A 25,684-nucleotide genomic window follows, 5' to 3' on the forward strand; every position below is an offset into this window, starting at 1 on the left:
CCGTCTCTCCTGTCAAGAGAGCAGTTCGTACGCCACGTACGCGGTGATCCCGTACGCGAGATGCGGGATGACGTCCGACACCCAGGCCGAGGCCGGCCACTCGCGGGGGTCGGTGGTGCCGAGGGCGGTCAGCGGCGCGTTCGAGCCGGTCATGGCGAGCGCCGTCAGCGCGGACACCCCGACCGGCCAGGACGGGCGGCGGCCCGAGGAGAGCAGGCCGTAGCACAGAGCCGCGCCGGCGCCCGTGGCGTAGCCGAGGAGCGCGCCGAGGGCCTCCTTGCGGTTGTCGGCCTGCTCGCCGTCGCCGAGGCTGATGTCCGTCAGGTCGGTCAGCTTCTCGACGGCCTGGGACGGGGTGCTGCTGGCGGCGCGGGCCCGGATCGCCATGTCGAGATATGTGGCGATATTGAGCGCGCTGGTGCCTGCCGCGCCCGCGATCAGGCTCTTGACGAGTGTGTGCATGGCAGGCTGCTACCCGATGAGAGCCTCCGCAGGCTCGGGGGCGGGGTCAGGTGGTCGGCTGCAGTGACAGGCGGAGCAGGCGGGTGTTCTCCTCGCTGAGGATGTCGCTGACCGCCTGGATCAGGGTCTTCAGGCGTTCGTCAGTAAGGTACGGCCTCGCGCGGCGACGGTGACGAACTGGTGGATCAAGTCGAGCAGCGGATCGTCCTGCTTGATGGTGGCGGGGCGCACGCATGCGAGTGGCGATCGGCCCGGGTTACGCTTCAGGATTCGGATCGGTGGAATTATCTGCCGGTGCCGCCAGTTGCCACATGCTGTGCCTATCGCCTCGCCCTCCTACGAGTATCACATCCCCTTCCTCTTTCAACAGAGCCAGGGCATAGTGCACTTGACGCTCCGAGAGCCCGGTCATCTCGCGAATTCGGGGAGCCGAAACAGGGCCTGAAGCAAGCAGCCCTCGTATCTCATCGGCATTCGCTCTACGAGCGCCCTTCCGGCGCGACACCACTGGTTTGTTTGAGGGTGGCTCTTCTTCTTGTGCATGGCGAGACGAGGAAGGTGCCGACGTCACGCTCTCAAGGGGGAGACGCTGCTGGACCTGTGCGGGCCAGCGGTTCTCAAGTCCATGAGCGAGCCGGTATACGCGTCCGCCACGTTCTCCGATTGCTTCCGCTACCCCTGCATCGACCAGTCCCCCCAGAGTGTTCCGCGCCTCGAGCGAATCCATGGAGAAGGCTTCACGGAGAGTCTTGTTCGTCCATCGCAAACCGTGGCGCATCGCGACGAGTGCATGACGTTGTATGTCACTCAGCGGTGCCCGGGGATTCACTTCGGAGAGCCATTCCAGGTCGGCGGACGAGAGCAGGGCGTGATTCGGCACTCGTACCGTGAATCGGACACCCTGATCATGGAATCGAGGGGATACCATGCCGGCCTCACGAAGACTCCGCAGAACCGTCGGAATTCCGGAGGCAAGGGCTTCGACGACACGTTGATCGCGCCCGAGTCGCACATTCTGGCATATCCTGACGAGGTATCCGTTTCGCGAGGATGTAACACCTGTCTGCCCTAGCCTGCCCACCGACAGCCCCCACAGCCCTCCTGGGTTGCTGAGGATGAGCTGAGTGTTCTCGATGCGAAGGGTGATGGCTTCACCCAGCGCATAAGGTCCTAGGTCGCGATGAACGAGCGCGTTCGACAGCAGCTCCCTGACTGCCTCCATCGGATACTCGGGCTCGTCCCTACCGTGTCCGTCGCGGCCGAAGCGTACTCGAGTTCTTGTATTCCTTTGAACCCATCTGAGGGCTTGATCCAGCATCAACGGGATCGGCCCGTCGAATCTCTTCGCGTCAACAACTCTGGTGCCTTTGGGGTCTCCCGGACCAGGAGCCACGCTGGCCTGAATGACAAGGTTCGGGAAGAACTGTTGCGGATACACTCCCAGCGAGAGGAGGCCGGCCAGGGTGGGGCTCCTGTCAGGACCCGAGACTACGTCTGTTCTGAACAGAATCTCGGCATCCGACATGCGGGCCAGGGCAGCCGAGTTGGCACGGCAGGAGTCGACATAGGTCGCAACGAGATCCTCGTCCAGCTCCGCCGAGGTGGCACCATCCACCATCGCCTGATCGAAGCGAGGTGTGTCACGATTGGCGATGAAAGCCTGCTCTTCGAGCTGCGAAAGCTCGTAATCGCCATCATAGGATCGGAGATACGCCTTCCCTGTAGAACGAACCCGGCAGGGCTTCATCGAGCCCGACATCTCATCGATCTTCGCGACGACAACGGCCTGGCCCTCCACGACATAATCCCAGGTCTGCGGATTTATGGGTGGCTCAAGGCCGTTCCTTGACAGTGAGGCCAACGCGGATTTGCAGGCTACGACGTCGTAGACTCCCACCGCGCCGAAGCTGTCCGACTCATCCAAGCCGAAGATCGCTATCCCGCCTCCCGGAGTATTGGCGAACGCCGACAGTGTCGGCGCGAGCGAGGACGGGAAGCCTCCCGAAGCCTGCTTGACCTCAACCTCGGCGAAGTCGTTGCCCTCACTACGAAGATCAGCGATCAAGGCCGTCAGCTCAATCAAATCCACAAGGCGTGATCTACAAGACCGTGTTGTAGATCACGCCTAGATTTACAACACGTGTACTGACTTCGCCACCTGCCCGAACCGCGTGCTTCGATCGGGCGGTATGCGTCCTCGTCCTTCCAAGGTCTTCCATGGATACATGAGCCGTTGGGAGGCGTTGCGTGAGCGCGCGACGCAGCGCCTCCCACGGTTGTGGCGGTTAGGCCGGGGTGCAGGTGAGGGTGGTGGGTGGGGTGTTGGTGCCGGAGTAGCTGCCGTTGAAGCCGAACGACGTGGAAGCGCCGGCGGCCAGGTTGCCGTTGTAGCCGACGTTCACGGCCGTGACGTTCGTCCCCGACTGCGTCTGGGTGGCGCTCCAGATGGTGGTGATCTTCTGGTCACCGGCCCAGGTCCAGGTCACCCGCCAGCCGGTGATGGCGGAGGTGCCGGTGTTCTGGACGGAGACCTCGGCCTGGAATCCGCCCGGCCACGAGTTGCCCGGCTTGTAGGTGGCCGTGCAACCAGTGCCAGTGGTCGGCGTCACGGTCGGAGTGACAGTCGGAGTAACCGTCGGGGTGACGGTGGGGGTGACGGTGACGGGAGGGCCGGTGCGGTCGCCGTAGATGATGCCGCGCCCGTTGGTGCCCAGGTAGACGCGCCCGTACACCCGCGGATCCCCCGTCAGCGCCTCCCCCATGTTCCCCCACTGGTGCTTGTCGTCGTTGATGCGCACCCAGGCCGCCCCGCCGTTGTCCGAGCGGTACAGGCCGGTGATGCCGTCAACGGTGGCGACGGCGTAGACCGCCTGGTACGTCGCCCCTGGCGCCGCCTTGCCGAAGCCGACGTTCACGGAGTTCGTCACCCCGGACACCTTGGTGAACGAGGCGCCGCTGTTCGTGGAGTGCCACAGGCCGCCCTCTCCGGCGAGCCACAGGTCGCCCTCGATCCCGGGCACGGCCTTGAACTTGGTGGCGGTGGCGGGCAGGCCGGTCGCGGCGGTGGCGGTGAAGGTGGCGCCGCCGTTGGTGCTGACGTAGAGGCGTCCGCCGCTGAGGCCGTAGAACTTCTGCGGGTTGACCCGGTCGGACTCCACGGTGGCGCCGGTGGGCAGGCCGGAGGCGGTCTGCCAGGAGTTGCCGTAGCCGACCGAGTAGACGGGGGTCACGCCCTTGGGCGCCCAGACGAAGCGGGAGCCGTCGGCCGCGGCGGCGACGGTGCCGCCCTCGTTGACGCCGCCGGGCTCGGTGCCCTGGAACCAGTTGGCGCCGCCGTCGGTGGAGAAGGCGACGTGGCTGTCGTTGGGGCGGTCGGCGTCGGTGAAGTTGCCCGCCCTGACCATGATGGAGGGCGACTTCTCGGCGTAGTCGAGGCTGGTGGTGGAGGTGAAGTTCGGCTGCGTGAACATCATGGACGGTACGGTGTCCAGGTTCGTGTGGCGGAAGCCGGCGATGTCGCCGAGGCCGCTGACCAGGGGCGCGCCGCTGGGCGGGCTGATCAGGTCGAGCACGGCCGTCTCTTCGAGGCCCTTGGCCATGGGCCTGATGGTGAACTGGCCGCCGGAGTCCCACAGGCCGAGGTCCTCGGTGCCGTAAATGGTGGCGCCGGTGCCGTACATCATCCGGTTGGAGTCGAACGGGTCGATCTCCAGGGATTCGGTCATCCAGCCGAGCTTGGGCGTGACCTCGGGGGGCTGCGGGTTGGTGCCGAAGGTCAGCCAGGGGTTCGCGGCGACGTCCATCTTGTAGCGGAAGGAGCGGTTGGGGTAGGAGGTCCAGTCCCATACGCGGGTCCACGTGGCGCCGGAGTCGGTGGAGCGGAAGAAGATGACGTCGGGCCACCAGGAGATCTGGGTGGCGACCATGATGGTGGCGGGGTCCTGCCGGTCGATGGTCAGGCCGCTGTAGCCGAAGTAGTCGTCGGCGCTGGAGGACGGGATGGGGCTGATCTGGGTCCAGGCGCCGGTGGCGGTGGCGTAGCGCCACACGTCGCCCTTGGCCCCGTCGTACGGCCCGCCGGTGTCGCTGGTGGCGAGGTAGAGGTAGCCGTTGACGGTGTCCAGCACGCCCTTGTGCGCGATGTAGCCGGTGGGCTGGCCGGCCAGGCGGGACCAGGTGGCGCCGCCGTCGGTGGTGCGGTAGACCGTGTTGTCCTTGTCGGCGACGCCGACGTAGATGGTCCTGGTGGCGGTGCCGGCGGTGGACGAGCGCTTGTCGTAGGTCACCCAGACGACGCCGGGCCGGTGGCTGAGGTAGCCGTTGGGGTCGCTGGGGTCCTGGGCGTAGTTGCCCGCGTTGGGGAAGCTGGTCACCTTGGCCCAGGTGGCGCCGTAGTCGGTGCTGCGCCACAGTCCGTTGCCGTTGGGCGCGCCGAAGTAGAGCACGCGGTTGTCGTTCGGGTCCACGGACAGGGCCTCGCCCATGCCGCGTCCCGGCATGTTGCCGCCCAGCTTGAACGGCAGCGCCGTGACCTGCCAGGTGTCGCCCTTGTCGGTGGAGCGCAGGATGGCGCCGTTGTTGGGGTCCCAGGTGTTGGTGTACATGCCGACGGCGGCGTACACGCGGTTGGTCTGTACGGGGTCGGTGGCCATGCTGATCACACCGTTGTAGCCCCATTTGTCCCAGCCGACCCAGTCGAGGAGCGGCGTCCAGGACTTGGTGGACTGGTTCCACCGGTACGCGCCGCCGATGTCGGTGCGGGCGTAGATGAGGTTGCGTTCCGTCGGGTTGAAGATGATCCCCGGCACGAAGCCGCCGCCGTCGATGCGCACGTTCTTGTACGCGTACGGGTCCGCGGCGACCGCCGAGACCGGCGACATCCGCACCACGGCCGCCACGAGCAGGACGGCGGCGGTCGTGAGCATGACGAATAATCTTCTTCGCATGCGCGGCTCTTCCTTTCCAGGCACGCCGGCAGGCGCACCAAAGGCGTCAGATGACCGCCATGCACGAGCAGAGTGCACCGACCCTGACCGTCGCCGCGCCTTCGCGCATGAGCTTCACACAGCAGGCTCACACACGCGCGCGACAGAGGTCAATAGTTTGGACAGGCAACCAATTAAGGGGTGTCATGACAGGCTTTCCCGAGTACCGGGTGGATGGCAAGATCGCGCTGGTCACGGGCGCGGCGCGAGGTCTCGGCCGGGCCATCTCACTGGCCCTGGCCAACGCCGGAGCGGACCTCGCGCTGGGTCTGCGGGACGCGACGGCGGACGGCGGGCTGTCAGCCGAGATCGAGCGGATGGGGCGCGCCGCGCTGCCGCTGCAGATGGACATGACCGTGCCAGGCCAGATACAGGCGGCCGTGCGGAGCACGCTGGAGCGGTTCGGCCGGATCGACATCCTGGTCAACAACGCGGGCATCGCTCCCGGCAACCCGGCCGAGGACGTCACGGAGGCGGACTTCGACCGGACCTTGCAGGTGAACCTGAAGGGCACCTTCCTGGCCAGCCAGGCGGCGGGACGGGCGATGATCGAGCAGGGTCACGGCACGATCGTGAACGTCGGCTCGCAGGCCGGCGAGGTGGCCCTGCCCGGCGAGTCCGTCTACTGCATGACCAAGGCGGCCATCGCGCACCTCACCCGCTGCCTGGCTGTCGAGTGGGGCCCGCACGGCGTCACCGTGAACAACGTCGCGCCGACCTTCATCCGCACCCCCGGCACCGCGCCCGCCCTGTCGGACCCGGCGTTCGAGGCCGACGTGATCGAGCGGATCGCGGCGCTGCACCGCATCGGGGAGCCGATGGACGTCGCGGGGGCCGTGCTCTTCCTCGCCTCACCGGCCGCGTCCCTGATCACCGGGCACACGCTGGTGATCGACGGCGGCTGGACGGTCCGCTGAGACCCCGGCAGGCCGCGCCACTCAGACGCGCTCCGGCAAGTCGCGCCGCTCAGACGCGCTGCTGCGAGACGCGCTGCTCGAGACACGCTGCTCAGAGACGCGCCCCGCCGAGACGCGGCCTGCCCCGAAGCGCGTGAAGAGCCCCGCGCCCCAGAGCGCGACCGCGATGTAGAGGACCTGCTCGGGAACCCGCTGCCACAGCGGCGACCCGACATCCTCCAGCCCGAGCTGGGCCGCGTTCACGTTCGCCGGCAGCAACGCCACGAACAGCAGCGCCAGGCAGATCCCGGCGGCCTTGCGGGTCGGCTCCAGCACCAGCCCCACGGCCCCGGCCAGCTCCAGCACCCCGCTCAGGTACACCATCAGGCCCGGGAACGGCACGAACGACGGCACCATGGCCACCATGTCGTCGTAGTTGGGCATGAACGTCACGTCGCCGGGGACGAAGTGGGCGCTCGCGGTCATGACGAGCATGACCGCGAGGCCGTGGGCGGCGCTCACGCGCCAGGTGCCGAAGCGGCGGACGCCCGCCAGGCCGAGCAGCCGGAACGCCACGGTGGCGACCAGCAGGACGATCACAGTCACGGGAACCTCCGTTGGATAGCAGAACTACCTAGTTATTAGATAACACTGCTATCCAGTGGAGTCAAGGCGCCGAGATCCTCACTTCCGAGCCCCACCCCGTGTAGGTGGTCTCGGTGCTGAACCGGCCGTCACCGACCTCGATCCCCGCTCCCACATGGCTTGCGGCCGGATGGGAGGTGACGAGCTTGCGCGGCAGGTGGTCGGGGCCGAGCGTGAGCTTGTACCGCACCACGACCCTGGCGCCCTGGAAGAACGTGGACGACGCCCGGAACCACGGCGACACCTTCCACAGCGTGGCCTGGGTGAGCCGCCCCGAGTAGGTGCGGCCCTTCTTCGCGCCCTTGAGCAGCACCTTCAGGGTGGCGGGCTCGGCCGGGTTCACCAGTTGGGAGTAGGCGCCGACGTGACCGCCGGTCAGGCCCAGGAAGTCCTCCTCGGATCGCCCACCGGGGGCGTAGGTCCAGCTTCTGCCGTTGACCCAGATCGTGCGCCCGCCCTTGAGCCCCCGCATGTAGTCGAACATCGCGCCGCCGTACTGCGTGTAGTCGGCGGTGATGTCGGAGGCGACGACGCCCTTCCCGCCGAGCCGCCACTTCCCGGTGCGCCACAGGAACGTGATCTTGTCGTTGTTCTGGAGCAGCGACGTGACGTCGCGGAACTTCACCCCCTTGCCCGCCTTCAGCTTGACCTGCAACGCCTTCACCGGGTCAGCGTGGGCGGGAGTGGCGGCCATGACCACGGCCATGGCCGCCACAGCGGCACCTGCGATCATCCGCTTCATCAGTCGCCTTTCGCGAACGGAGTGGATCGCAGATTCTGCCGAACCTTGATCACGACCTGGTGAACGCGAAGTCCTTGATCCGCAGGTCGCCCTTGAACACCAGGAACACGCTCCCGGTCCCCGCCTTCACCGTGCCGCTCACCGTCCCGTACTGGTAGATCCCGCCCGTGGCGGGCACCTGCACGGTCGCCAGCAGCGCGCCGGTCGGCGAGCCGCGCCGCACCTCGAACGAGCCGCCGCTCACGGAGGCGACCGAGGCGGTCAGCCGCGAGCCCCACGAAGCGCTGGTGAAGGAGACCCAGTCGCCCGCCGTGCCCTCGACGACCTCGCCGCGCACCTTGCTCTCGTCGGCGAAGGCGACGCCCGAGTAGTCGTCGAAGTCCATCGCCCGGGTCGTCCTGGTCAGGTCGCGCACGGGGACGGTCTCGCCGGACACGCGCAGCGTCGTGGACTGGCGGATCCGGTCGGAGGAGGAGCCGACGAGCACGTCGTGGGTGGCGTTCTCGACGGTCCACTTGCCGCGGGTGTGGTCCCAGACGGCCAGGTCCGACTTCTTCAGGGTGAAGGTGACCGTGCGGGTCTCGCCCGGGTTCAGCGTCACCCGCTGGAAGCCGCGCAACTGCTTGACGGGCTGCTCGAAGCGGGAGGACTGCTGGTGGGTGTAGAGCTGGACGACCTCGTCGCCCTTCGCCTTGCCGGTGTTGGTGACCTTGACGCTCACCCGCTCGCCCTGCGCCCGCAGGCCCTGGTAGGCGAAGGAGGTGTAGCTCAGGCCGTGCCCGAAGGCGTAGAGCGGCTTGTCCTGGCCGTACAGGTAGGTCATGCCGGTCTTGGTGAGGTCGTAGTCGAGGATGCTGGGCAGGTCGTCGGTGGCGGGCCAGGTCTGGGTGAGCCGGCCGCCCGGGTTGACGTCGCCGAAGAGCACGTCGGCGACGGCGTGGCCGGTCTCGGCGCCCGCGTGGGTGGTCCACAGCAGCGTCGGCGCGTCCACGATGACGGGGTAGCTGGTCTCCAGGACCACCACGGTGCGCGGGTTGGCCTTGCGCACGGCCTCGATCAGCCGCCGCTGCCCCTCGCCGAGCTGCAGGTTGTCGCGGTCGTGGAACTCGCGTCCGGCCACGAACGGGTGGCTGCCCACCACGACGACTGCGACCTCGGCCTTGGCGGCCTGCGCGGCGGCGGCTGCGACGCCGTCGGAGACGACCTCCTTGGCGAACTTCGCGGCCTGCGCCTTGGGCACCAGGCCGAGCGCGCCTTCGGCGGTGACGCCGACGTAGGCGTCGGGCAGGGCGAACCAGCCCTCGACGGTCTCGTAGCCGGCGTACCTGATCAGGTGGCTGCCGTCGGGCTGCTTCTCCAGCGCGAACTGCTGGGAGACGTACCAGCCGTCGGGCTCGGCGTCGTCGGTGTCGAGCGAGCGCCAGTCGCCGCCGAGCAGCTTGCCGTTGCCGGCGTTGCGCAGCGTGGACACGCCGCCGGTCCAGTCGGTGAGGTCCCACTGGGAGGCGGCGGTGGGCGCGGTGTCGCTCAGCGTCGCGTTGTCGTCGGGGCCGGTGCCGGTGGCGGTGATGTACTTGCCGGAGCCGAGGTGCTTGAGCGCGATGCGCTCCAGCCCCTCGCCGGTGGTGACGTCGGGGACGCGCTCCTTGACCCCGTCCAGCGGCGTCACCTGGTACGGGAGCTGCCCCGCGTACCAGTCACGGTAGAGCTTGGCCGACAGCGGCCCGACCACGGCCGCGGACCTGGGCTTGGCCAGCGGCAGCACGCCGGAGTTCTTCAGCAGCACGGCCGCCTTGCCGGCCGTCTCGCGGTTGAGCTGTTTGTGTGCGGCGCTGTTGATCACATCGGCGGTGATCTTCTTGTACGGGCCGCCGTCCGGGTCGAAGTGCCCGAGCCGCGTCCGGATGGACAGCACGCTGCGCACCGACTTGTCCACGTCCGCCTCGGTGATGAGGCCCTGGGCGAGCGCGGCCTTGAGGTTGGCGACCATGATGCTGATGTCGCTGCCGTCGATGGTGAAGCTGTCGAGCCCGGCCTTGAGCACGGCGGCGAACGCCTCGGGTTTGTCGTCGTAGTAGTGCTCCAGGTCGGTGAGCGCGTGCGGCCCCCACGCGTCGCTGGGGTTGTAGAGCGTCTTGTTCGTCCACGACCGCACGGCGTCGTTCAGGTCGGGGTTGACGTGGTTGGGCCGCCCGTTGACCAGGTTGTAGGAGGCCATCACGCCGGTGGCGGCGTCGGCCGAGATGGCCGCCTTGAACGCGGGCTCGTAGTACTCGTGCTTGAGCTTGGGCGTCAGGTTGGAGGAGGTGAGGCTGCGGTTGTTCTCGTTGTTGTAGGCCAGGTAGTGCTTCAGGACGGGCGCGGTCTTCAGGTACGTGGGGTCGTCGCCCTGCAGTCCCTTGCCGTACGCGGTCGAGATGGCGCCGGTCAGCAGCGGGTCCTCGGAGTAGCCCTCCTCGTTGCGGCCCGCCCGGGGGTCGCGCAGCAGGTCCACCACGGGCGCCCACACCTGGAGTCCCCACAGCACGGGGTCGGCGGCGTTGTAGCCGCGGGCCTCGTCTCCGACGGCCGAGCCGACCTTCTTGATCAGGGCGGTGTCCCAGGTGCTGGCCAGCCCGATGGCCTGCGGGAAGACGGTGCCGCTTGCGAACTTCTGGTTCCAGTTGTCGTTGAGGTGGTTGGACCAGGCGACGCCGTGCAGGGCCTCGGTGCCGTTCTTGTGGTAGGCGATGCCCAGGCGCGGGATGGCGGGCTGCGACTGGTGCAGCAGGCCCAGCTTCTCGTCCAGGGTGAGCCGGCCGAGCAGGTCCTCGACCCGCTGCTCCAGCGGCAGGGCCGGGTTCTGGAAGGGGTAGGTCTCGGCGGCCTGAGCGGGCGCGGAGAGCAGGGACGCAGCGAGGGTCAAAGTCGCTAATAATGGGATTTTTCGCATTGAGACTCCATCACTTGATGGCGCCGACCGTCACACCTCGGGTCAGCGTGCGCTGGAAGATCAGGAAGAAGGCGATCGCCGGCACGACGCCGAGCAGGGCCGAGGCGCTGGACATGGTGGCGTCCATGTACTTCTCGCCCTGCAGCACGCCGAGCGCGACGGGCACCGTCTGCGTGTCGTTCGAGATCAGGAAGATCAGCGGAAGGAAGAACTCGTTCCAGGTCCAGATGAAGAAGAAGATCAGCAGCACGTTGATCGTGGGCCGGCTGATCGGCACCACGATCCGCCACAACGAGCGCAGCCGCCCCGCCCCGTCGATCTCCGCCGCCTCCAGGATCTCCTTCGGGAACTGGCCCAGCACCGCGCTCAGCAGGTACGTGCCGAACGCCGCCTGGATCGCGGTCATCACGATGATCACCGAGAGCTGCGTGTCGTACAGCCCCGCGGCCTTGGCCAGGTAGTACAGCGGATAGGCCAGCGACTCCTGCGGCAGCGTGTTGGCCACCAGGAACAGCACCAGGATCCACAGCCGCCCCTTCACCCTGCCGATGCCCAGCGCGTACGCGTTGAGCACCGACAGCACGACCGCCAGCACCGCCACGGACGCGCTGATGACGAAGCTGTTCCAGAGCTTCGTGCCGAACTCCACCCGGTTCCAGAAGTCCACGATCCCTTGCAGGTAGAGCCCGTCGGGCAGGCTCAGCGGCCCCTGCGAGCTGTACTCGGCGGGCGACTTGACCGCGTTCATCGCCACGATCACGAACGGGAAGATCATCACGACGGCCAGCACGGCCAGCGCGAACAGCACGGCCCACCGCCCCGGGCCCCTCATGACTCACGCTCCTGGACGCGCAGGAACAGGAACGTCACCACGATGATGATCAGCGCCAGCACGGTGGCGATCGCGGAGCCGTACCCGACGTTGCTCTTCTGGAAGAAGTTCAGGTACGAGAAGTACGACGGCACCATCGTCGCGTTCCCGGGCCCTCCGCGGGTCAGCACGAAGATCGGCCCGAACACCTTCAGCGCGGCGATCGTGCACGTCAGCAGCACCACGAAGATCTCCGGCCGGATCTGCGGGATCGTGATGTGCCAGAACCTGCGCCACCACGAGGCCCCGTCGATCTCGGCGGCCTCGTAGTAGGCGGGGTCCACCCGCTGCAGCCCGGCCATGAAGATGACGACCGGGTAGCCGAGCTGGAACCAGACCATGACCCCCATGACCGTGGCCAGCGCCAGGTCGGGGTCGCCGAGCCAGTCGAGGTCCAGCCCGAGTATCTGGTTGACGGCGCCGTACGACGGGTGCAGCATCCAGCCCCACACCACGCCGGCCACGGCCACCGGCAGCACCTGCGGCAGGTAGTACATCGCGCGCAGCGACGAGGCCGTGCGGGGCCCGAAGCGCTTGCCGATGTAGTCGAACAGCGCCGCCGCCAGCACGAGGCCGATCATGGTGGGCACGACGGCCATCGCCACGATCAGCCCCACGTTGTGCTGGAACGACTCCCAGAACCGCTCGTCCTCCAGCAGCCTGGAGTAGTTGTCGAACCCGATCCACCTCGGCGTGCCCACCCCCGACCAGCGGGTGAAGCTGGCGCCCACGTTCATCAGGAACGGCACGACGATGACGGCCAGGAACAGCAGCAGGCTGGGGACCAGGTAGAGCCAGTATCCCCTCGTGCGAACCCTCATCTAGTTGCCAATGTCGGCGAGGTTGTCCTCGTACGGCTTGGCGAGGTCGTCCAGCACCTGGGCGGAGGTCTTGCTGCCGTTGATCAGCTCCTGCACCCCGGCGACCAGCACGTCGTAGTAGCCGGGCGCGGGCCAGTCGGGGTAGAAGGCCAGGCCGTCGGCGGTGGTCAGCTTGTTGAAGGTCTCGATGAGCTCCTTGCTCTTCGCGTCGGTGATCGCGGTGGCGTCGCCGGCCACGGGGATGCCGCCGGAGTTGCCGAGCAGGTTCTGGATGTCCTTGCTCATCGTGATGTCGATGAAGTCGTAGGCCAGGTCCTTGTTCTCCGACTTCTCGGGCACGACCCAGATGTTGCCGCTGGAGCCGGGCGACATCGTGGCGCCGGGGAACAGGAAGTGGCCCCACTCGAAGTCCTTGATCTCGGAGGCGAAGCGGCCGTACCACCAGCTTCCGCTGATCACGATGGGGAACTTGCCGTTCATGAACGCCACGCCCATGTCCTCGGCCTTGAGCCCGGAGGAGTTCTTGGCGATGTAGCCCTTCTTCACCCAGTCGGCGAAGGTGTCGGCGCCGTAGGTGAACTCGGGGCCGTGGAAGTCGACCTTGCCCTTGTAGGACTGGAACGCCTCCAGCCACGGCTTCTGCGCCTTGGTCAGCGCGAGCTGGTAAAAGATCTGCTGCGCCGGGTACTCGGCGCCGGCGTTGGCGATGGGCGTCACGCCGGCCTTGACGAACGTGTCCAGCGCGGCCGTGAACTCCTCGAACGTGGCCGGCACCTCGACCTTGTGCTTCTCGAAGAGGTCCTTGTTGTAGTAGACCATCACGAACTCGCCGTAGTTGGGCACGCCGTACCACTTGCCGGAGCCCATCACGCCCCGGTCGTCGTACTTGGCGGTGGTCTGCAGGCCGCCGGGCAGCAGCTTGTCCCAGCCCCGCTTGGCGGCCTCCTCGCTCAGGTCGGCGAGCAGGCCCTGCTTGGACAGCAGCCCGGCCGTGGCGTTGCCCTTGTTGTACTCCATGATGTCGGGCGCCTCGTCGGAGTTCAGCACCATGCTGGCCGTCTTCTGGATCTGTTCGAAGCCCTTCTCCTCGAACTTGACGGTCACGTTCGGGTGCGACGCCTCGAACTTCTTGATCGCCTCGGCCCACGCCTTGCCCATGGCGCTGTCGGCCGTCTCGTAGTGCCACAGCTTCAGCACGCGCGGCTCGGAGCCGGCCGGGCTGGGAGTGCCCGAGTCTCCTCCCGAGCCGCAGGCCGACAGGGCGAGCGCGGCGGCGGCCAGCACCGCCGCGCCTCTCAATCTGACCATGATCCCTCCAGGGGGGTGTTACGAGATGACGGCCCGCGCGGGAGCTCCGGCCACCGGGGCGATCTCCACCCCGGTGACGCGCTTCGGGCCGGTGACGGCGACACGCAGCTCCTCGCCGTCCCTGGTGGCGGCGGCGACCGTCACGCCGTCCGCGTCGTGGATTTCGACAGTTCCGTCGCCGCCCCCGAAGGCGACGAGGGTGATCTCGGCCGGCACGTCCACCGTGTCCCGCTGCTCCTGGACGGGGATGAGCGCGCCGTGCCGGACGAAGAGGGGGATCTGGTCGAGCGGCTTGCTGACCGTGACGTAACGGGCGCCCTCCAGCACCTCGTTCGTCCAGTAGTCCACCCACAGGCCGCGCGGCAGGTACACCTGACGGGTGCCTTCCGGCGCGGTCATGGGGGCGACGAGCAGGTCGCGGCCGAGCAGGTACTGCAGGTCGGCCTGCCAGGCCACCGGGTCGCCGGGGAAGTCCACGCACAGCGCCCGCATCATCGGCGCGCCCGTGCGCGCCGCCTCCACGGCCGCCGAGTAGAGGTAGGGCATCAGCCGGTAGCGCAGCCTGAGCGCGGCCACGGCCTCCGCCTCGACCTCGGGGAACTCCCACGGCTCCCTGGTCGTGGTGCCGTGCAGCCGCAGCAGCGGGGACAGCGCGCCGAACTGGCTCCAGCGCACGTACAGGTCGTCCGTCGGGCGCCCGGTGAAGCCGCCCGCGTCGTGGCTCCAGAACGGCACGCCGGACAGGCCGTGCGCGAGCCCGCCCCTGATCGTGCTGCCCATGGCGGCGTAGCTGGTGTAGGTGTCGCCGCCCCACTGGGCGCTGTGGCGCTGCCCGCCCAGGTACGACGAGCGCGCCCAGACCAGGTCGTGCCCGTTGACCTCGCGGGTGACCCCGGCGACCAGATCGTTGAACAGCAGCGTGTAGACGTTGTGCAGGTCGGCGCCGGTCATGCCGTTGTGCGCCACGGCGTCGCCGGGCACGCCCTCGGCGAAGTCGGTCTTGAAGGCGGCCACGCCCTGGCGCAGCAGCGGGCGCAGCAGGCCCTGGAACCACTCGGCGGCGGCCGGGTTGGTGAAGTCGACGATGCCGCAGGCCGGGAACGAGCCGTGCCAGCAGTCGGCGACGTACACCTGACCCGCCTGGTTCAGCAGGAAGTATCCAGCCTCGGCGGCCTCGCGGAACGCCGGGCTGAGGTGGGAGATGTAGGGGTTCATCCACAGGCAGACCTTGAACCCCATCGCGTCCAGCTCGGCGAGCATGGCGTCCGGGTCGGGGAAGTTCACCGCGTCCCACTTCAGCTCCGACCAGTGCCCGTCGGCCTGCCAGTAGGTGTCCAGGTGCAGCACGTCGCACGGGATGCCGCGCTCCCTGATCGTGCGCGCCCTGGCCAGCACCCGCTCCTGGCTGTCCACGCAGAAGCCGGAGGAGATCCACGTCCCGAACGCCCACTTCGGCGGCAGCGACGGCCGGCAGGTCAGCAGGTCGTAACGGTCCAGGACGTCGGACGGCGCCGGCCCGGCGATCACGTAGTAGTCGAGCACGTCGTCGGGCACCACGATCTGCACCGCGCTGTGCGTCGACTGGCACACGTCGAACTCCGTGGGCGCGCCGCTGTCGACGAGCACGCCGTAGCCCCTGCTCGACAGGTAGAGCGGCACGTTCTTGTAGGCCCGCTGCGACTCGGCCCCGAAGGCGTCGAAGTTCCACATGACGGGGCGCTGGCCGCGCTTGTCCAGCCGGGTGAACGACTCGCCGAACCCGGAGAACGCCTCGTCGGGGGCGGCGACGAAGCTCTCGTGATAGGCGACGGCCGTACCGGCGGAGCTGGAGCGGCCGAACGGCAGCGTGCGCAGCCTGCCGCTGATGTCGATGTGCCCCCGGTCCTGCTCGACCAGCGTCCGCCCCGCCGCGTCGGTGAAGCGCAGGTGCCAGGGGTGCAGGCTGATCTCGGCCCGCAGCGGGCCGGCGTCGATCACGATCGGCCCGCCGGTGGCCGCCTCGACACGTGCCCCTGAGTACGTGCCGGGCGACACCAGCGCGATGGCCCGCTCGGAACGCGGCCTGGCGGTCGCGTCCTCCGACAGCCGGACCCTGATGACCCCCTCGCCCGCCACGCCCACCTGCACGACCAGCGTCTCCTCCGCCGAGGTGACCGCCTTCAGCATCACCTCGGCGCCGTCGGCCGCGACCAGCTCGGCGGAGGTGAGCGCGGACAGGCCGCCCTCGCCCCGCTCACGGACCGGCAACTCGGGCGGGTCGGCGACGAAGTACTCGTGCGCGACCAGCGGCGGGCGATAGGGCATGGAAGCTCCTTCAGAACGGCTGCGCCAACTCGTGACTTAGTTTGGTGTCCATACCAACAAAGGTCAACCGTTGACGTGGCCGGGCCCGGAGCTCCCTGGCCGCGGTTCTACAGGCCGATGCGCGCGGACAGCGTGAAGTCCGTGCGCGAGCCGCTGAAGAGCGTCGTGTCGGTGACGGCGGCCTGGCGGAACACGGCGGCCCCGCTCGTGGGCAGCGTGACGTTCGTCAGAGCACTGGCGGGCACGACGGTGTCGCCCACCGTCCTGTTGCCGGGTGAGTCGAACAGCAGCGTGAAGAAGCCGTCGTCGCGGTAGCGCACCCTCGCGTTGCCGACGGCGTCCATCGACACCTCCCAGCTCACGATGCCCTTCATGCCGCCCTTGGGCGCCGCCGGGTTGCTCAGCCCCTCGACCACGAAGGTCTTGGACTGGCCAGGGTTCAGTAAGACGCTGCGCTGGAACGGGGTGCACGCGTTGAAGTTCCTGATCGTGTCCTTGGTGCAGACCGTCATGAGCGTGCTGATGTTCTGGGCCCCCATGGCGCTGGTGGCGGAGGCGCCGCCGGCGGGACCGCCGGCGAGGATGGCGCCCGCCGCGGCCACGGTGGCGGTCGCTGCGAGCACTCGGTTTCTGAAAGCCACGGGACTACTCCTTCTGTGTTGAATGTCCCTGGTGCGCTTTCACGGTAGAAACCGAGCGGTTTCGCCGGTGCGTTCAAATACGCACTGGCGGCATGAGGCATCTCACATGTACTAGATGGACACTCCCGGCTGCATCAGCCGCCTGGCGGCCTCGGTGATCGAGCCCGACAGCGACGGGTAGACCGCGAACGTGTGCGCGAGCTGGTCGACGGTCAGCCGCTGCTGCACCGCCACCGACACGGCCAGGATCAGCTCGGACGCCCGCGGCGCCACGACGACGCCGCCCAGCACGATGCCGGTGTGCGGGCGGCAGAACAGCTTCACGAACCCGTCGTTGAAGCCCTGCATCTTGGCCCGCGCGTTGGTGGCCAGCGGCAGCTTGACCACGTTCGCCTCGATCTCGCCCGCCTCGATGGCCCGCTGGGCGACGCCGACCGCCGCGATCTCGGGGTCGGTGAAGATGTTGGAGGACACCGTGGCCAGCCGCAGCGGCTGCACGGCCTCGCCCATCGCGTGCCACACCGCGATCCGGCCCTGCATGGCGGCGACGGAGGCCAGCATCAGCACGCCCGTGCAGTCGCCTGCCGCGTACACGCCGGGCGCGGAGGTGCGCGAGACCTTGTCGACCTTGACGAAGCCGCCCCTGTCGAGCTGCACCCCGGCCTCCTCCAGGCCGATGCCGGAGGTGTTGGGGATCATGCCGACGGTCATCAGCGCGTGCGAGCCCTCAGCGGTGCGCCCGTCCTCCAGCGTCACCACCACCCCGTCGGCGGTGCGCTTGACGGACGAGGCCCGCGAGCGCCCCATGACGTTCATCCCGCGCCGCCGGTAGACCTCCTCCAGCACCTCGGCGCCGTCGGCGTCCTCGTTGGGCATCATCCGGTCGCGGCTGGACACCAGCGTGACCTCGGCCCCGAGCGAGCGGTAGGCGCCCGCGAACTCCGCGCCCGTAACCCCTGACCCGACCACGATCAGGTGCTCGGGCAGCTCCTCCAGGTCGTAGAGCTGCCGCCAGGTGAGGATGCGCTCGCCGTCGGGCTCGGCGCCCGGCAGCACGCGGGGCGTCGCCCCGGTCGCCACCAGCACCACGTCGGCCCTGATCGTGCGGTCGCCGGCCCTGACCACCTGCGGGTCGACCAGCCGGCCGCGCGCCTTGATGATCTCCACGCCCTCGGCCTCGACCCGCGTCGCGATGTCGGCCGACTGCGCCTGCGCCAGCTCCTTGACCCGCTTGTTGACCAGCGGCAGATCGACCCCGACCACGCCGGCGTCGCCGTCGGACCCGCCGGAGAACGACACGCCCAGGGACGCGGCGTCGAGCAGCGCCTGCTTGCGCACCGAGGTCGCGATCAGAGTCTTGGACGGCACGCAGTCGGTCAGCACGCACGCCCCGCCGGGGCCGTCCTGCTCGACCATCGTGACTTGCGCGCCTAGCTGAGCGGCCACCAGCGCCGACTCGTAGCCGCCTGGTCCGCCACCGATGATCACGATCCTCGTCACGTGTCCCATTCTCCCGCACCGGCCAGGCGAAGCGACAACGGGGCCGTGATCACCGCCGCGGGCGATCGTTCAGCGCCGGCGGACACGACTCTCGCGCCGCCCGATTCGGTGGACCGGCGCGGCGCCCAGGCGTGGCAGGATGGCGCGGGTAGCTGGATGACGAGTGGCACCCGGCGGGAGGGGTGGATCGTGGCATGGCCTTCGGACCGTTCGGGCAAGCCGAGTGATCTCAAACTGTACGGCGCGTACGGCACCAACATGGATCCCGAGCAGATGGCGATGCGTGCCCCCCACTCGCCCATCTGGGGTGTGGGCTGGCTGCCCGGCTGGCGCCTGACGTTCGGCGGCATGGACCTCGCCTGGGAGGGCGCGATCGCCACGATCGTCGAGGCCCCGGACGAGCACGTGTTCGTGGTGCTCTACGACGTGCCCGACTGGGAGGAGACCTCGCTCGACCAGTGGGAGGGCGCGGTGCGCGGCGCGTACCACAAGGTGCGGCTGCGGGTGCAGACGCTCGACGGCGAGGTCGTGGCCTGGTTCTACGTGCTCGACGGCTACGAGGGCGGCCTGCCCTCGGCCCGCTATCTGGGCAGCCTGGCCGAGGCGGCCGAGCGGGCGGGCGCCCCCGACGAGTACGTCAAGGAGTTGCGGGAGCGCCCCTGCACCTCGTTCGGCGGCTGAGGGGTCAGCGCAGCGGCTGGTCCTTGGTCTCCTTCAGCACGAAGAGGTAGACCAGCGTCGAGACGAGCGCCAGCGCCGACATGTACCAGGGGAAGAGCCCGGGGTTCTTCGCCTCCTGCAGCGCGGTGCCGATCAGCGGGGCGGTGCCGCCGAAGAGGGCCACTGTCAGCGAGTACGGGAACCCGGCCCCCGCCGCCCGCACCCGGGTCGGGAACAGCTCGGAGTTCACCGCGGCCGAGATCGAGGTGAAGCAGCCGAGGAAGACCATGCCGACGAGCTGCACGATCAGCAGGCTCGCGTAGGAGTCGGTGAGCAGGCCGAGCAGCGGCACGGGCAGGATGAGGAAGCCGAGCCCGAACGTGATCAGCATCGGCTTGCGCCCGACCCGGTCCGACAGCATGCCGAGCAGCGGCTGCAGGATCATGAAGAAGACCAGCGAGATCGTGCCGATCTGCAGCGAGTCCGCCTTGTCGAAGCCGACGGTGATCTGCGCGTAGGTGGGCAGGAAGCTGGTCCACGTGTAGTAGGCGACGGTGCCGGCGATCGTGATGCCCACGATCGTGGCCGCCGACCTCGGGTAGTGCTTGAGGAAGTCGAACAGCTTGGGCCGCTCGGCCTCGCCCCGCCGGATCTCCTCCGCCACGGCGGAGGTCTCGTCGGCGCCCTTGCGGATCCACAGGCCGACGAGGCTCAGCACGGCGCCCACGAAGAACGGGATGCGCCAGCCGTAGGAGTCCATGTCGGCCTCGACCAGGCTGGTGGCCAGGAGCGCGGCCAGGCCGGAGGCGATGAGCTGGCCGATGGTGGTGCTGACGTACTGGAAGCTCGAGAACAGGCCGCGGCGGCCGGGCGGGGCCGACTCCACCAGGAACGTGGTGGCGGCGGCGAACTCGCCGCCCACCGACAGGCCCTGGATGAGCCTGGCCAGGGTGAGGATGATCGGCGCGAGCAGGCCGACGGCCGCGTACGTCGGGGTCAGGCCGACGAGCAGCGACCCCGCGCCCATCAGGACGATGGTGAACGTCATGGCGTTCTTGCGGCCGTACCTGTCGGCGAAGGCGCCGACGAGCAGGCCGCCGAGCGGGCGCATGAAGAAGCCGACGGCGAAGACGGCGAACGAGCTCAGCAGCGGCACGAGGCTGTTGGCCGAGCCCTTCGGGAAGACCTGCTCGGAGAAGTAGACCGCCAGGAACGTGTACGCATACCAGTCGTACCACTCCACGACGTTGCCGATGCTGGCCGCCATGAGCTGGCGGACGCGGCTCTTGGGGATGCCGAGTGGTGATGGCGCGAGGGGGGAGGTCGCCACGTGGGCTCCTTTGCTGACAAGTGCGTGATGGCTTACTGTGCATTCGGGCGACCGAAACAGTCAAATATTCGCTGAAATATTTAACTTCCCGACAATGAGACGGGTGCAGGTGGACGTTCTCGACCAGCGGCTCGTGGCCGCGCTGCAAGTCAGCCCCCGCGCGTCGTGGGGTGAGATCGGCCGGGCCGTGGGCGAGCACGAGCGCACCGTCGCCCGCCGGCTGCAGCGGCTGATCACCGACGGGGTGGTCCGCGTCACGGCCATCTACGACGACCTGCGCACCGGGCACGGGCGGCCGGTGCACCTGCACGTCCAGGTGCGGCCCGGCACGACGGCGCAGGTGGCCAAGGCGCTGGCCGACCGGGCCGACACGCGCTCGGTCTACTCGCTGACCGGGGCCGCCGACCTCGGCTGCGAGCTGGTCTCACCGTCCAGGGAGGACCTGCACCGCATCCTGTCCTCGCAGGTCTCCGACATCGACGGCGTGCTGCAGACGCAGACCCAGGTCGTGCTGCACACGTTCAGGACCGTCGCCGAGTGGCACGCCCCCTACCTGACCGAGCGGGAGGTGGCCGAGCTGCGGCCCGGCCCGCCGGCCGACCGGCTGCCCGACGAGGAGGGGCTCTCACCCCTGGAGCAGGAGATCGCCGAGCTGCTCACCGCCGACGGCCGGATCGCGTTCACCACCGTCGCCGAGCGGCTCGACATCTCCGTGCCGACCGCCCGCAGGCGGGTCACCTCGCTGATCGAGCGGCGGCTGCTGCTGCCCAGGGCCGAGGTGGAGCCCGCGCTGCTCGGCCTGGAGGTGGAGGCCATGCTCTGGCTGAAGGTCCGCCCGCACGGCCTCGACCTGGTCGGCCAGCAACTGGCAGCGCACCCCAGCGTCCGTTACTGCGCCGCCACAACGGGCACGCACTCCCTCATCGTGCAGGTCGTGGCGGCGCACGAGGCGGCGCTCTACCGTTTCATGACCGGCGTCGTCGGCCGGTACGACGAGATCACCGACGTCGACCTCACGCTGATCACCCGCGCGTACAAGCGCGGTCACCTCCACAAGTCCGGACTGCTCACACTGGAGAGAACACCATGACCCCTGATTCGAGCGCTGCCGCGAGTGCTGCCGAGAAGGAAGTCGCCGACCTGTGCGTGGAGCTGATCCGCGTCGACAGCAGCAACTACGGCGACGGCAGCGGCCCCGGCGAGCGCGCCGCGGCCGAGGTCGTCATGTCGAGGCTGGCCGAGGTCGGGATCGAGGCCACCTACGTGGAGAGCGAGCCGGGCCGCGGCAACGTGATCACCCGGATCGAGGGCACCGACCCGTCGCTGCCCGCCCTGCTCGTCCACGGCCACCTGGACGTCGTGCCGGCCAACGCCGACGACTGGACGGTCGACCCGTTCGCGGGCGAGGTGCGCGACGGCTACATCTGGGGCCGCGGCGCCGTGGACATGAAGGACATGGACGCGATGATGCTGGCCGTCCTGCGCCAGATCAAGCAGGAGGGCCGCAGGCCGCGCCGCGACCTCGTCTTCGCCTGGGTGGCCGACGAGGAGGCTGGCGGCGTGTACGGCGCCAAGTACCTCACCGCGCACCACCCCGAGCTGTTCGAGGGCGTCACCGAGGCGATCAGCGAGGTCGGCGGCTACTCCCTGGAGGTCGACCCGTCGCTGCGGCTCTACCTCATCGAGACGGCCCAGAAGGGGCTGGCCTGGATGAAGCTGATCGCCGACGGCACGGCCGGCCACGGCTCGATGCTGAACGACGACAACGCCGTCACCGAGGTCGCCAAGGCCGTCGCCAGGATCGGCGGCCACGACTGGCCGCTCACCTACACCCCGACGGTGCGCCGTTTCCTCACCGAGGTCGCCGACGCGTTCGGCCTCCCGTTCGACGAGAACGACCCGCAGCCGATCCTGGACAAGATCGGGCCGCTGGTGCGCTTCGTCGGCGCGACCCTGCGCAACACCACCAACCCGACCCAGCTCGGCGCCGGATACAAGTCGAACGTCATCCCCGGCCAGGCCACGGCCGTCGTGGACGGGCGGTTCCTGCCCGGGTTCGAGGAGGACTTCTTCAAGACCGTCGACGGGCTGCTCGGGCCGAAGGTGCGGCGCGAGTTCGTGCACCACGACATCGCGCTGGAGACCTCGTTCGACGGTGCGCTGGTGGAGTCGATGATCGCGGCGCTGAAGGAGGAGGACCCTGCCGCGCGGGCGATCCCGTACTGCATGTCGGGCGGCACCGACAACAAGACGTTCTTCGCCGACCTGGGGGTGCGCGGGTTCGGGTTCGTGCCGCTGCGGCTGCCCGCCGACATGGACTTCGCCGCGATGTTCCACGGTGTGGACGAGCGGGTGCCGGTGGACGCGCTGCAGTTCGGGGTGCGGGTCCTGGACAGGCTGCTCCTAAACTACTGAAGGTGACCAAAGACGCGTACAGCCTGGCCGAAGAGGCCGCCGCGGCGCTCCGCAGCGCCGCGGGCCTCGACACCTTCGATGTGGCCCTCGTCATGGGGTCGGGGTGGGTGCCCGCCGCCGACGCGATCGGTGAGACGGTGCGGGAGATCCCGTTCACCGGCCTGCCCGGCTTCCGGGCGCCCGCCGTCGCGGGCCACGGCGGCAAGATCCGCGTCGTGCGCACCTCCTCCGGCCGGCACGCGCTGATCTTCCTCGGGCGCACCCACCTGTACGAGGGGCTCGGGGTGGACGCGGTCGTGCACGGCGTACGCACGGCGGCGGCGGCCGGCGTACGCACACTCGTGCTCACCAACGCGGCCGGCGGGCTGCGCCCCGAGACGCAGAACGTCGGCGACCCCGTCCTGATCAGCGACCACATCAACCTGACCGGCGACAACCCGATCACCGGCACCACGTTCATCGACCTCACCGAGGTCTACTCGCGCCGCCTGCGCGCGCTGGTCCGCGAGATCGAGCCGTCCCTGGCCGAGGGCGTCTACGTGGCCTTCCGCGGCCCCACCTACGAGACGCCCGCCGAGATCCGCATGCTGCGCACGCTGGGCGGCGACATGGTCGGCATGTCCACCGTGCTGGAAGGCATCGCGGCCCGCGAGGCCGGTCTGGAGGTGCTGGGCATCTCGCTGGTGACCAACCCGGGAGCGGGCCTGTCGGGCGAGCCGCTCAACCACGAGGAGGTCCTGGAGGTGGGCCGCGCCACGGCCGCCCGCATGGGCGTGCTGCTGGCCAAGGTGGTGGACCGGCTGTGAGACCGGACCTGGAGGGCCTCCTGGGGGCGGCGCGCGTATGGCTGGCGCAGGACCCCGACCCCGACACCCGCGCCGAGCTGTCCGCGCTGATCGAGAACGAGGACCTGCCCGCCCTCGAAGACCGCTTCGCGGCCAAGCTGGAGTTCGGCACGGCGGGCCTGCGCGGCGAACTCGGCGCGGGCCCCAACCGGATGAACCGCGTCACCGTCATGCGCGCCGCCGCCGGCCTGGCCGCGGTGCTCGGCCCTGGCAAGCACGTGGTCATCGGCTACGACGCCCGGCACAAGTCCGACGTGTTCGCCCGTGACACGGCGGCCGTGCTGACCGGGGCGGGCCTGCACGCCTCGCTTTTGCCCGGCCCGCTGCCCACGCCCGTGCTGGCCTTCGCCGTCCGCCACCTCGACGCCGACGCCGGCGTGACGGTCACCGCCAGCCACAACCCGCCGCGCGACAACGGCTACAAGGTCTACTGGGGCGACGGCTCGCAGATCACACCGCCGATCGACGGCGAGATCTCGGCCGCCATCGACGCCGTGGGCCGCGTGGACGAGCTGCCGCTGAACGGCCCCGGCACGCTGACCGAGCTGGGCGAGGGCATCGTCGACGACTACCTCGCCGCTGTGACCGCGCTGCCGCTCGGCGACGCCCGCGACCTGCGCGTGGCCTACACCCCGCTGCACGGGGTCGGCTCGGCGACCCTCACCGACGCCTTCCTCCAGGCCGGCTTCGAGTGCCCGATGGCGGTCGAGGAGCAGCGCAACCCCGACCCCGACTTCCCCACGGTGGCCTTCCCCAACCCGGAGGAGCCGGGCGCGATGGACCTGGCCGCCGCCCTGGCCGCCAAGCTCGGCTCCGACCTGGTGCTGGCCAACGACCCCGACGCCGACAGGTGCGCGGTGGGCGTGCCGCTGCCCGGCGGCGGCGTGCGCATGCTCACCGGCGACGAGGTGGGCGGGCTGCTGGCCGAGCACGTCATCACGCACACCACCGGCGACCGCATGGTGGCCACCACCATCGTCTCCTCCTCCCTGCTCGGCAAGCTCGCCCGGCGGCACGGCGTCCGCTACGGCGAGACGCTCACCGGCTTCAAGTGGATCATCAAGGCGGGCCCTGGGCTGGTCTTCGGCTACGAGGAGGCGCTCGGCTACAGCATCGGGTCGGACGCGGGCCTGCCGGTCCGCGACAAGGACGGCATCGGCGCGGCCCTCACGGTGGCAGCGATCGCGGCGGCGGCCAAGCGCGACGGCCGCACGCTGCTGGACCTGCTCGACGACCAGGCCCGCCGCTACGGCCTGCACGCCACGTCCCAGCTCTCCTTCCGCGTCGCCGACCTCTCGCTGATCGCCGCCGCCATGACCCGCCTGCGCACCGATGACACACCGGAGCTGGGCGGCCTGGCGGTGGAGCGGGTGGACGACCTCGCGCGCGGCGACGGCGGCCTGCCGCCCACCGACGGCCTGCGCTACCGCCTGTCGGACGACGCCCGCGTCGTCGTCCGGCCCTCCGGCACCGAGCCCAAGCTCAAGTGCTACCTGGAGGTCGTCGTCCCGGTCACCGGCACCCCGCAGGAGGCCAGGACACGCGCGGAGCAGCGGCTCGACGCGCTGAAGGCCGACCTGACCGCCCGGCTGGGCCTGTGACCTTCGACGCCTTCCTGGCCCAGGCCTTACAGGACCCGAAGGTGCTCGGGGTGGTGCTGAGCGGCTCCCAGGCCCGCGAGGGCGCCGCCACCGCCCACTCCGACCACGACGTCTACCTGATCGTCACCGACGCCTCTGCGGCCACGCCGAGCCGGGGCGCGGTGCTGGACGTGGCGGTGATGACGCTCGACGAGTTCCGCGCGCACGCGCTGCCCGGCTCGGGCACCGAATGGAACCGGTACTCCTTCGCGTACGCCAAGGTGCTGAAGGACGCGGGCGGCATCGGCGAGCTGGTCGCCGCGAAGGGCGCGCTGTCGCCCGAGGAGGCGCGCGTGCTGGCGCCGGAGGCGCTGGGCGGTTTCCTTAACGGCATGTACCGGTGTCTGAAGAACGACCGCGCCGGCGACGCGCTCGGCGCGCGGCTCGACGGCGCCGAGTCCCTGCCCTACTACCTGGAGTACGTGTTCGCGCTGCACGGGCGGGTGCGGCCGTACAACAAGTACCTGGCGTGGGAGCTGCGGCGGCATCCGCTTCGCCTGCCCATGTGGGCGGCCGATGAGCTGCTGCCCCGGCTGGAGGCGGTGCTGTCGCCGGAGGTCGCGCGGGCGGTGCGGAGGCTGCTGAACGAGCTGGAGCCGCACGCGCGGGCGGCCGGGCACGGGGACGTTTTCGACGGGTGGGGGGAGGATCTGGCGTTGATGCGGGGCTCTTTGTCTCATTGATGAG

20 protein-coding genes are annotated in these 25,684 nt (G+C 69.3%); 7 read left to right on the forward strand and 13 right to left on the reverse strand.

Annotated elements, in window-relative coordinates; all coding sequences use genetic code 11:
* Nucleotides 1–12 precede the first annotated feature (12 nt).
* The 3 genes from ABD331_RS30250 to ABD331_RS30260 all read right to left on the reverse strand — a co-directional run bounded on the left by ABD331_RS30250 (nucleotide 13) and on the right by ABD331_RS30260 (nucleotide 5,408).
* Nucleotides 13–462: a hypothetical protein gene (locus tag ABD331_RS30250; RefSeq protein WP_344481797.1), complete on the reverse strand. Its 450-nt coding sequence runs from the start codon at nucleotides 460–462 to the stop codon at nucleotides 13–15.
* Nucleotides 463–718: 256 nt separating this feature from the next.
* Complete coding sequence (locus ABD331_RS30255; protein ID WP_344481800.1) at nucleotides 719–2,551, reverse strand: ATP-binding protein; 1,833 nt, start codon at nucleotides 2,549–2,551, stop codon at nucleotides 719–721.
* Nucleotides 2,552–2,747: 196 nt separating this feature from the next.
* Nucleotides 2,748–5,408 carry a cellulose binding domain-containing protein gene (locus tag ABD331_RS30260; RefSeq protein ID WP_344481803.1) on the reverse strand — a complete coding sequence of 887 codons (2,661 nt, stop codon included), beginning with the start codon at nucleotides 5,406–5,408 and terminating at the stop codon, nucleotides 2,748–2,750.
* Between the two features lie 185 nt (nucleotides 5,409–5,593).
* Here ABD331_RS30260 and ABD331_RS30265 point away from each other — a divergent pair, with 185 nt between their 5' ends.
* The gene (locus ABD331_RS30265) at nucleotides 5,594–6,364 is read left to right on the forward strand and encodes an SDR family NAD(P)-dependent oxidoreductase (RefSeq protein ID WP_344481805.1); all 771 of its coding nucleotides are present in this window, start codon (nucleotides 5,594–5,596) and stop codon (nucleotides 6,362–6,364) included.
* Between the two features lie 21 nt (nucleotides 6,365–6,385).
* On the opposite strand, the gene ABD331_RS30270 is transcribed toward ABD331_RS30265, so the two are convergent.
* From ABD331_RS30270 to ABD331_RS30310, 9 genes are all read right to left on the reverse strand, one after another.
* Entirely contained in the window at nucleotides 6,386–6,949 is a 564-nt protein-coding gene (locus tag ABD331_RS30270) for a DoxX family protein (protein WP_344481807.1), read from the reverse strand.
* 61 nt (nucleotides 6,950–7,010) lie between these two features.
* On the reverse strand, nucleotides 7,011–7,730 hold the full coding sequence (locus ABD331_RS30275) for a hypothetical protein (protein WP_344481808.1): 720 nt from the start codon (nucleotides 7,728–7,730) through the stop codon (nucleotides 7,011–7,013).
* Nucleotides 7,731–7,779: 49 nt separating this feature from the next.
* Nucleotides 7,780–10,635: a glycoside hydrolase family 3 protein gene (locus ABD331_RS30280; protein ID WP_344481809.1), complete on the reverse strand. Its 2,856-nt coding sequence runs from the start codon at nucleotides 10,633–10,635 to the stop codon at nucleotides 7,780–7,782.
* A gap of 37 nt (nucleotides 10,636–10,672) precedes the next feature.
* A complete protein-coding gene (locus ABD331_RS30285; protein ID WP_344481810.1) occupies nucleotides 10,673–11,494 on the reverse strand; it encodes a carbohydrate ABC transporter permease in 822 nt (273 codons plus the stop codon).
* A complete protein-coding gene (locus ABD331_RS30290) occupies nucleotides 11,491–12,354 on the reverse strand; it encodes a carbohydrate ABC transporter permease (RefSeq protein ID WP_344481812.1) in 864 nt (287 codons plus the stop codon). The genes ABD331_RS30285 and ABD331_RS30290 overlap by 4 nt, the downstream gene beginning before the upstream one ends.
* The gene (locus ABD331_RS30295) at nucleotides 12,355–13,662 is read right to left on the reverse strand and encodes an ABC transporter substrate-binding protein (protein ID WP_344481814.1); all 1,308 of its coding nucleotides are present in this window, start codon (nucleotides 13,660–13,662) and stop codon (nucleotides 12,355–12,357) included. It lies immediately after the preceding gene.
* 18 nt (nucleotides 13,663–13,680) lie between these two features.
* Nucleotides 13,681–15,966, reverse strand: coding sequence for a TIM-barrel domain-containing protein (locus ABD331_RS30300; RefSeq protein WP_344481816.1), 2,286 nt, complete (start codon nucleotides 15,964–15,966; stop codon nucleotides 13,681–13,683).
* A 107-nt stretch (nucleotides 15,967–16,073) separates the two neighbouring features.
* The gene (locus ABD331_RS30305; protein ID WP_344481818.1) at nucleotides 16,074–16,607 is read right to left on the reverse strand and encodes a hypothetical protein; all 534 of its coding nucleotides are present in this window, start codon (nucleotides 16,605–16,607) and stop codon (nucleotides 16,074–16,076) included.
* 111 nt (nucleotides 16,608–16,718) lie between these two features.
* Entirely contained in the window at nucleotides 16,719–18,107 is a 1,389-nt protein-coding gene (locus ABD331_RS30310; protein WP_344481821.1) for an NAD(P)H-quinone dehydrogenase, read from the reverse strand.
* A 189-nt stretch (nucleotides 18,108–18,296) separates the two neighbouring features.
* Between ABD331_RS30310 and ABD331_RS30315 the strand changes: the two genes are divergently transcribed.
* Nucleotides 18,297–18,788 carry a gamma-glutamylcyclotransferase family protein gene (locus ABD331_RS30315; protein WP_262380005.1) on the forward strand — a complete coding sequence of 164 codons (492 nt, stop codon included), beginning with the start codon at nucleotides 18,297–18,299 and terminating at the stop codon, nucleotides 18,786–18,788.
* A 4-nt stretch (nucleotides 18,789–18,792) separates the two neighbouring features.
* Here ABD331_RS30315 and ABD331_RS30320 read toward each other — a convergent pair whose 3' ends face one another.
* Nucleotides 18,793–20,097 carry an MFS transporter gene (locus ABD331_RS30320; protein WP_344481823.1) on the reverse strand — a complete coding sequence of 435 codons (1,305 nt, stop codon included), beginning with the start codon at nucleotides 20,095–20,097 and terminating at the stop codon, nucleotides 18,793–18,795.
* Nucleotides 20,098–20,191: 94 nt separating this feature from the next.
* On the opposite strand from ABD331_RS30320, the gene ABD331_RS30325 reads away from it, so the two are divergent.
* Genes ABD331_RS30325 through ABD331_RS30345 form a run of 5 tightly spaced genes read left to right on the forward strand, consistent with a single transcriptional unit; the run spans nucleotide 20,192 to nucleotide 25,680 of the window.
* On the forward strand, nucleotides 20,192–21,187 hold the full coding sequence (locus tag ABD331_RS30325) for an Lrp/AsnC family transcriptional regulator (protein WP_344481826.1): 996 nt from the start codon (nucleotides 20,192–20,194) through the stop codon (nucleotides 21,185–21,187).
* Nucleotides 21,184–22,512 carry a M20/M25/M40 family metallo-hydrolase gene (locus tag ABD331_RS30330; RefSeq protein WP_344481829.1) on the forward strand — a complete coding sequence of 443 codons (1,329 nt, stop codon included), beginning with the start codon at nucleotides 21,184–21,186 and terminating at the stop codon, nucleotides 22,510–22,512. Before ABD331_RS30325 ends, ABD331_RS30330 begins: the two co-directional genes overlap by 4 nt.
* A 2-nt stretch (nucleotides 22,513–22,514) precedes the next feature.
* Nucleotides 22,515–23,318, forward strand: a complete 804-nt coding sequence (locus ABD331_RS30335; RefSeq protein ID WP_344481832.1) for a purine-nucleoside phosphorylase — start codon at nucleotides 22,515–22,517, stop codon at nucleotides 23,316–23,318.
* Entirely contained in the window at nucleotides 23,315–24,958 is a 1,644-nt protein-coding gene (locus ABD331_RS30340; RefSeq protein ID WP_344481835.1) for a phospho-sugar mutase, read from the forward strand. The genes ABD331_RS30335 and ABD331_RS30340 overlap by 4 nt, the downstream gene beginning before the upstream one ends.
* A complete protein-coding gene (locus tag ABD331_RS30345; protein ID WP_344481838.1) occupies nucleotides 24,955–25,680 on the forward strand; it encodes a hypothetical protein in 726 nt (241 codons plus the stop codon). The genes ABD331_RS30340 and ABD331_RS30345 overlap by 4 nt, the downstream gene beginning before the upstream one ends.
* Nucleotides 25,681–25,684 lie beyond the last annotated feature (4 nt).

Source organism: Nonomuraea monospora (assembly GCF_039531895.1).
Classification (GTDB): Bacteria; Actinomycetota; Actinomycetes; order Streptosporangiales; family Streptosporangiaceae; genus Nonomuraea; species Nonomuraea monospora.

Bases quoted from the DNA above. Each gene is read 5' to 3' on its own strand.
- ABD331_RS30285 (WP_344481810.1), bottom strand. From the start codon at position 11,494: ATGAGGGGCCCGGGGCGGTGGGCCGTGCTGTTCGCGCTGGCCGTGCTG.
- ABD331_RS30250 (WP_344481797.1), bottom strand. From the start codon at position 462: ATGCACACACTCGTCAAGAGCCTGATCGCGGGCGCGGCAGGCACCAGC.
- ABD331_RS30290 (WP_344481812.1), bottom strand. From the start codon at position 12,354: ATGAGGGTTCGCACGAGGGGATACTGGCTCTACCTGGTCCCCAGCCTG.
- ABD331_RS30265 (WP_344481805.1), top strand. From the start codon at position 5,594: ATGACAGGCTTTCCCGAGTACCGGGTGGATGGCAAGATCGCGCTGGTC.
- ABD331_RS30275 (WP_344481808.1), bottom strand. From the start codon at position 7,730: ATGAAGCGGATGATCGCAGGTGCCGCTGTGGCGGCCATGGCCGTGGTC.
- ABD331_RS30330 (WP_344481829.1), top strand. From the start codon at position 21,184: ATGACCCCTGATTCGAGCGCTGCCGCGAGTGCTGCCGAGAAGGAAGTC.
- ABD331_RS30300 (WP_344481816.1), bottom strand. From the start codon at position 15,966: ATGCCCTATCGCCCGCCGCTGGTCGCGCACGAGTACTTCGTCGCCGAC.
- ABD331_RS30295 (WP_344481814.1), bottom strand. From the start codon at position 13,662: ATGGTCAGATTGAGAGGCGCGGCGGTGCTGGCCGCCGCCGCGCTCGCC.
- ABD331_RS30260 (WP_344481803.1), bottom strand. From the start codon at position 5,408: ATGCGAAGAAGATTATTCGTCATGCTCACGACCGCCGCCGTCCTGCTC.
- ABD331_RS30325 (WP_344481826.1), top strand. From the start codon at position 20,192: ATGAGACGGGTGCAGGTGGACGTTCTCGACCAGCGGCTCGTGGCCGCG.